At 63.5% G+C, this 7,077-nt stretch carries 4 protein-coding genes; 2 read left to right on the top strand and 2 right to left on the bottom strand.

Translation table 11 applies throughout. From position 1 onward, the window contains the following. Positions 1-198 precede the first annotated feature (198 nt). A complete protein-coding gene (locus JNK99_RS11155; RefSeq protein ID WP_291852875.1) occupies positions 199-1,566 on the bottom strand; it encodes an IS701 family transposase in 1,368 nt (455 codons plus the stop codon). A gap of 128 nt (positions 1,567-1,694) precedes the next feature. After that, positions 1,695-3,425 carry an acyl-CoA dehydrogenase family protein gene (locus JNK99_RS11150; protein WP_291852873.1) on the bottom strand — a complete coding sequence of 577 codons (1,731 nt, stop codon included), beginning with the start codon at positions 3,423-3,425 and terminating at the stop codon, positions 1,695-1,697. Between the two features lie 272 nt (positions 3,426-3,697). Here JNK99_RS11150 and JNK99_RS11145 point away from each other — a divergent pair, with 272 nt between their 5' ends. Both JNK99_RS11145 and JNK99_RS11140 read left to right on the top strand, forming a co-directional pair. Next, positions 3,698-6,361 (top strand): bifunctional acetate--CoA ligase family protein/GNAT family N-acetyltransferase, encoded by a 2,664-nt coding sequence (locus JNK99_RS11145; RefSeq protein ID WP_291852871.1) that lies wholly within the window; start codon positions 3,698-3,700, stop codon positions 6,359-6,361. Positions 6,362-6,549: 188 nt separating this feature from the next. Continuing rightward, the coding region (locus tag JNK99_RS11140; RefSeq protein ID WP_291852868.1) for an aldehyde dehydrogenase family protein at positions 6,550-7,077 on the top strand (528 nt) is incomplete at its 3' end.

The following is a 7,077-nucleotide window of genomic DNA, read 5'->3' as shown; positions in this document are numbered from 1 at the left end:
GGGACAACAGCGCTACGAAGAACAACAGCGCCAACGAAATATCGCCGCACTCAAGCGCCGCGCCGCCGCGCTCGGTTTCCAGATTGACCCGTTGCAGGCAGCCGCATGAAAACGGTCGCCTTCAGTTCTGTTTCTTGAGAGGAATGCGTTCCTCGAACTGGATAGTAAAGCGAGTCAGCGCTGCTTAATTCTACTTTGTCAGATTCCCTCGCCGAATGATGCTGGTGGAGTAAGGCCATGCTTCTCGTAGTGGTGTTTGGCGGCGTCGAATCGTCGCCGATGTCGTTCCGCGATCGAGCTGACGAGGTCGGCATCGGAGTCGATTTTGGACGGCAGCTTGTGGCGCAGCCTCTCGACAACGTCGAGACAGGAGAGGAGGTGGTGGGTGTCACGCAGCGCGAGCCGTTCCTTGGCGAGGAACAGATGGGCGATCAGCACCAGCGCCCTGTGGTGATGCCAGGCGAGCCAGCCGCGCACCTGGTACTCGGCCATGCCGCAGGCGCTCTTGGCGTCCTCGAAGGCCCGCTCGACGAAGTGGCGCGATGCCTGCATCAAGACCAGTTGGCGCAGCGAGGCCGACGGCTTGGCGTTCGACAGGCAGAACTTGAGCTTGTCGCCGCCGATCTCGCGCCGGACGAGCAGATGCCAGTGGCGAGCGTGGGGCGCGCGGCCGTCCCAGACGAACACGCGCCGCGCCAAGAACTCGGCGACCACCTCGCCCTTCTCGCCGTCGCGCAGCTTCATCCGGCGCCAGGCGTGGGCCGGTTGGGCCGACGCCCACGTCGTGACGTCCGTGGGTATCGCCGTGCTCGTCAGGCGCATCGGGGCACGGCCCCGGCCTGGGCGCTCGGGCCGTGTCGGCGCCGGATCGTCGAGATAGATCGTCTGGTCGGAAGGGACCTCGAGGAGAAAGCGCTCGCCCTCGTCATCCAGTTCGGTCAGGAACCACGGCAGGTGCCCGTAACCGCCATCGGCGGCGACCCAGTCGAAGCTCAGGCTAGGGCGCCGGGCGCGCCGGATCAGGCCCAGGGCAATTCCGGCCTTGCTCCGATAAACCCTCGCTTCCTCCGGAATCCCCGCTTGGGCACAGCGTTCCGGATCGTTGGCCCAGTCCTCGGGCAGGAAGAGCTCGGCGTCGATCAGGCACGCCGTCTCCCGCTGAGCGAGTGCGGCAAAGACGCCGACCTGGCAGTTGTCGACCTTGCCCAGCCGACCGTTCCATTGCCGGCCGACGCCGGCCGAGCATTCGCCCTTCTTGGCAAAGCCGCTCTCGTCAATGACCAGCGCCCGGCCACCTTTGGGAAAGTACGCCTCGGCCTCGAGCGCGACCTGGCGCAGGACGCCGGCGTGATCCCAGTCCGAGACACTCAGCATGTGCTGGATCCGCTGATAGTCGCTGCCGGCGACGACCTCGGCCATGCACTCCATGTTCCGGCGCCGGGCCTGATAGAGGCCACGCAGGTAGCGCTTCGCGCTGTCCGCGACGCTGCGCGTGGCGGATGCGAAGCGTTCGGCAAACGGGGAGAAGTGTGCATCAAGCTTGCCTTCGATCGAAGCGACCAGCAAGGCAATGCAGTCGACATATTGAGGCCGTCATGTTCATGATCAACCCAAAAAGTATTATTGAAAACAATGTGTTGCATTATATCAGATGACGGCGGCAGAAGAGTCTTCGGGAATCTGACAAAGTAGAACTAATGCAGTGGGCAAAAATACCCGCCACTTTCATAGGTGAAATTCGCGATCTTCCTGATCTCATCGTCGTCGTTAGCGTCGCAGACCTTGAGCAACTGGTTCGCGGTGTGGCATGCCTTACGACAGACAGCCTTGCACAGACGCATCTCCATCTGTGCCTTCTCTGGTCCCAGCGCATGAAGTTGCGCCGTGGCGCGGGCGACACAAGCTACTTGTACATAGAGGTTCATTGCGATTTCGGCCAGGCGTTTCTGAAGGAACTGTTCGTCTATGATGTGCTTGCCGTACTTGCGCAAGGCGGCTTCTACGGTGGCCGCAAACGCCTTCACGCCCTCCTCGAAGCCCACAGCCTCGTCCTTTAACAGCGGATCGGACCGCGTGAGTCGATCGGCGTTCACCGTGTGGCTGACCTTGGTGGCGACATAATCGTAGATCACGCCCATCTCGCCGATTGGATCCTTGAAGGCCCTGGCCAGCTGGGCCAGCTTTTGGCCCGGTCCCTCCATTCCGCTCAGAGCAATAAACATGCGCTGAATTTCGTTGGTCCCTTCGAAAATCATATTGACGCGGGAATCGCGCAGCAACCGCTCGTACGGATGTTTCTTCAGATAACCGTCACCGGAAGCGATCTGCAGAGCATGATTCACGATGTTCCACAGCATCTCGGTGTTGTAGGCTTTGCAAATCGAGGACTCCATCGAGAAATCCTTTACCCCGCGATCCACCATCCCGGCGGTCAGGTAGACGATGCTCTCCATCGCGTAGATGCCCAGGATCATTTCGCCGAACTTCTGCTGAATCATGCCGAACTCGCCGATCTTCCTGCCAAACTGCTTACGTTCCTCAGCATGGTCGACGGCCAGCTTGAGTGCATATTTGGCCGTGCCTACGCAACCCGAGGCCAGCCCTAGGCGCCCATTGTTCAAGACCTCCATCGCGATCTTGAAACCATTCCCGAGTTCCCCCAGCACGTTTTCGGCCGGCACACGCACGTTGTCGAGATAGATCGAGGCCGTGTTGGCTCCCTTTTGGCCCATCTTTTCGTCAGGCGGCCCGGCCTTGAAGCCCATGGACTTCTCAACAATGAAAGCTGTGATGCGCTCTTTCTCTTCCCCGTTCTTGATGCATTTCAGTTTGGCGAACACCGTGATCAAATCGGCCAAGCCGCCATTGGTGATCCAGATCTTGCTGCCGTTGAGCGTGTAGCTGCCGTCCTCGTTCATCACGGCCCTGGTTTTCATGCCTTGCACATCGCTGCCGGCTGTAGCCTCGGTAAGCGCGAACGCCGCGATGTGTTCGCCGCTGGCCAGCTTTGGCAGATATTTCGTCCTCTGTTCCTCCGTTCCGAACAGCAGCAGCGCCTTCATGCCAATCGACTGATGCCCGCCCACGAACACGGCGACCGAATTGTCGTAGGTCGCCAGTTCCTGCATGATCCGCGCATAGGACATCGTGTCGAGATCCAGCCCGCCATATTCCATGGGGGTCTGCATGCCCATCAAACCCAGATCCTTGATGCCGCTGACGACTTCTCTCGGCAGGCAGGCTTCGTGATCGATCTTCTTGGGGTCAATCTTGTCCTGCGCGAATGTGCGCAGCGAGTCCAGGATCATGGCCAACCGTGCCATATTCTCTTCGTCGAGGGTAGGATAAGGGAACACCATGTCCTCCTGGATATCGCCGAAGAAGAGCGACTTGGTGAAACTCCGTTCATCCGATGCCTTAACCATAAAGCCCCCCGGCAGAAACTCTTGAATGCGCCAAACTGCCTACCAACGACTCTTACCTCTATTCATTATGCAAAGCAGCAGCGAAATAGCAAGTTCTCGATCGCCGTCACCGTCGGCATGCCTACCGTGGGCCAATGCACGCTGCTCGTCACGTTGGATTGAGGTGGCGGGGCCGGACGTGGCACACTAGGACCATCGTTCTCCCGGTGGCGCAGGGTGATGACGGGGCGCCCCCGGCAGAATGACGTCGAGACCATCCATCGCAGGCAATCATGACTGTCCGAAACCTCGAATTCCTGTTCCATCCCGCATCGGTGGCGGTGGTCGCCGAGCCGGACGAGCCGAGCCGCTACGCCGAGGTGGTGTTGGCCAATCTCGAGGCCGGCAGTTTCAGTGGTCCGGTGATGTCGGTCAGCGCCCGCAAGCGCTCGCTGTTCTACCTGGGCGACGATGTCCGTCTCGGCGAACTGGCGGTGGTACCCGATCTGGCGATTATTTGTGCGTCGCTGGACAATGTTCCCTCGATCATCGGTCAACTCGGTGCGCGCGGCACGCGCGCGGTGATCGTCGGGCCGTGGATGTGGCACAGGATGAATCGCAAACAGATTGCGGCGGCACGTACGGCGATTCTCGAAGCCGCCCAGCCGTATCTGATCCGGGTGCTCGGTCCGGGGAGCGGTGGTCTGGTCGTGCCGGCTCGAGGCCTTGACGCCAGCGCCGCGCCGGTGCCGATCAAGCCGGGCAAGATCGCTCTGGTGGCACAGTCGACGGCGATCACCGCTGCGGTGCTCGATCGCGCCCACAGCAAGGGAATCGGTTTTTCGACGGTGCTGCACCTCGGGGCCTGTCTCGATGTCGATCTGGCCGATGTGCTCGACTGGCTGGCGGCGGATCCGGACACCAGGTCGATCCTGGTGCAGTTCGAGGAGGTCTCGGCCGGGCGCAAGTTCATGTCGGCGGCGCGCGCCGCCGCGCGCAACAAGCCGGTGATCACTCTGCGTGGCCGACCGGTGACCGGCAGTAATCCGATCGGTGCCCCGTTCACCGCCGGACAGGTTTACGAGGCGGCCCTGCGCCGCGCCGGCTGGGTGAGCATCGCTACACTCGGCGATCTGTTCGAAGCGGTCGAGGCGATGGCGCGAGTGCGTCCGCTGGGCGGCGAGCGACTGACCATTCTGGCCAATGGCCACGGCCTCGGGCGGATCGCCGGCGAAACGCTGCTGCGTTCCGGCGGAACCTTGGGCCACCTTTCGGAAGCCACCGTGAAGCGCCTCGATGGACTGCTGCAGACCCGGTCGACGCTGTCCAATCCGTTGGCCCTGCCGGCAGACATCACGCCCGCTCACTGGGGAGAGGCCTTGGCGACCGTGCTCGCCGACAACGAGACGGAAAGCGTGCTGACCGTCTGCTCGCCTTCCCCGTTCGCGCCGAGCGCCGAAGTGGCCGCGGCGATCTGCGAGGTGTCCCGGCAAACCGAGCGCAACATCTTCACCTGCTGGGTTGGCGGAGCTGCGATGCTGGAAGCGCAGAGAATCGCCGCGGCGCACGGGGTGCTGAGTCATGAGTCGCCGGAAAGGGCGATCGCGGTTTTCCAGGGGGTGGTCAATTACCGGCGCAACCGCAGCCTGCTGATGCAGATGCCACCGTCGCTGACCGAAGGGTTTTCGCCGGACGTCGAGGCGGCGCGCAGCGCGGTCGGCGAGGCGATCGCCGCCGGGGCCGCGAAGCTGTCGACCCGTCAGGCCCGCCGCCTGCTGCAGGCCTATGGTTTTGCCGTTGGTGAGTACGCCGTGGCGGGCAGCATCGATGCGGCGATCCGCACCGCCGGCGAGATCGGCTATCCGGTCGATCTCATTCTGGTGTTCAGCGAAGGGGTGAGCCTGGCATTGGTCGCGGCGGGACTGCGCTCGCCGGCCGAAATCCGGCTCGCGGCGCGTGGGCTGCGCAACCGTGCGCGCCGACAGCGGCCCGGCAGCCGCGCTAGCGGCTATCGACTGCGCCCGAGCGCGGCGCGCAGCGGCGCGCCTGCGTTGCGCTTTGGTGTGGCCAGCGATCCGGTGTTCGGTCCGGTGATCTTCCTGGCTCCGGCGAGCGCTTCCGGGCATCGTGACGGCCGTCCGGTGGTTGCCCTGCCACCCCTCAATCTGATGCTGGCCGGCGATCTGGTTGCCCGCAGCGGCTTTGCCGACAGTCTCGCGGAAGGCGAGCGGCCAGCACTGCAGGCCGCCGCCAGCAATGCGCTGGTTCGTCTGTCGCAACTGCTCACCGACATCGACGAGTTGAGCGGCGTCGAACTCGATCCGCTGCACGTCGAGGCTTCCGGCGTGGTCGTGCTGGGCGCCCGCATCGACCTCGTGCCGGGAGCCGGCAAGCCCGGCCTGCGTGGCTTTGCGATTTGCCCCTATCCGAAGGAGCTGGAGCAAACCGTCGATTGGCAGGGCGGCAGGCTGCTGATCCGGCCGATTCGCCCGGAGGATGAGAACACGCTCGGCGAACTGCTCAACTCGCTGGCTCCAGAGGATTCGCGCATGCGCTTCTTCGAGTCGGTCAGGAACCTGCCGCGCGCACGACTGGCCCGTTTCTCGCAGATCGACTACGACCGCGAAATGGCGCTGGTCGCCATCGAGCGGGGGAGCGATGGCGTCGAGCGTTCGCTCGGCGAGGTGCGTGCCGTGGTCGACCCGGGCAGTGCGCTCGCCGACTTCGCGATCGTCGTCGCTTCGCCGATCAAGGGCCAGGGGCTCGGGAGGCTGTTGCTGCAGAGCCTGATCGCCTACTGCCGCGGCCGCGGTATCGTTGAGTTGCGTGGCGAGACGCTCGACGGCAACCTGCGCATGCAGCGTCTGGCGCGGCATTTCGGTTTCACCCTGAGCACCGGGGCCGATCGCGGAATCCTGGACCTTCGCCTGACGCTGCGGGCGCCGGATGAGCCATGAGAACCGGCGAGCCGGGCAGGCACCGGTCGGGTGGAGCGCGGTGCGCCGGCCCTGGCCGCCCGGCGCGGATTGAAAGCTCGACTGGATCAGTGGGCTATACTGATCGAGTGGTGCCGGCACCCGGCGGGATGGGAGAACTGGCCGGCGCGGCACACGCCTTCATCAACTACCCATAATGAGGAGACAAGATGGCCTACACTGCTCCCGGCACCGCTGGTGCCAGAATCGCCTACCAGGCCCGTTACGAGAACTTCATCGGTGGCAACTGGGTTGCCCCGGTCAAGGGCCAGTACTTTGACGTCATCACCCCGATCACCGGCAAACCCTATACCCAAGTGGCCCGCTCGACGGCCGAGGACATCGAACTGGCGCTCGACGCGGCGCATGCCGCGGCCGACCGCTGGGGACGAACCGCCGCGGCCGATCGTGCCAACCTGCTGCTCAGGATTGCCGACCGTCTGGAAGCCAATCTGGAAATGCTTGCCTACGCCGAGACGGTGGATAACGGCAAGCCGATCCGTGAAACGCTGAACGCCGACATTCCGCTCACCATCGACCACTTCCGCTACTTCGCCGGCTGCCTGCGCGCCCAGGAGGGGGGCATCAGCGAGATCGACGAGCATACCGTCGCCTATCATTTCCACGAACCGCTCGGGGTGGTCGGGCAGATCATCCCGTGGAATTTCCCGATCCTGATGGCCGCCTGGAAGCTTGCC

This window comes from Accumulibacter sp., assembly GCF_016789985.1.
Taxonomy (GTDB): domain Bacteria; phylum Pseudomonadota; class Gammaproteobacteria; order Burkholderiales; family Rhodocyclaceae; genus Accumulibacter.
This window is presented reverse-complemented; position numbering and strand designations above follow the sequence as displayed.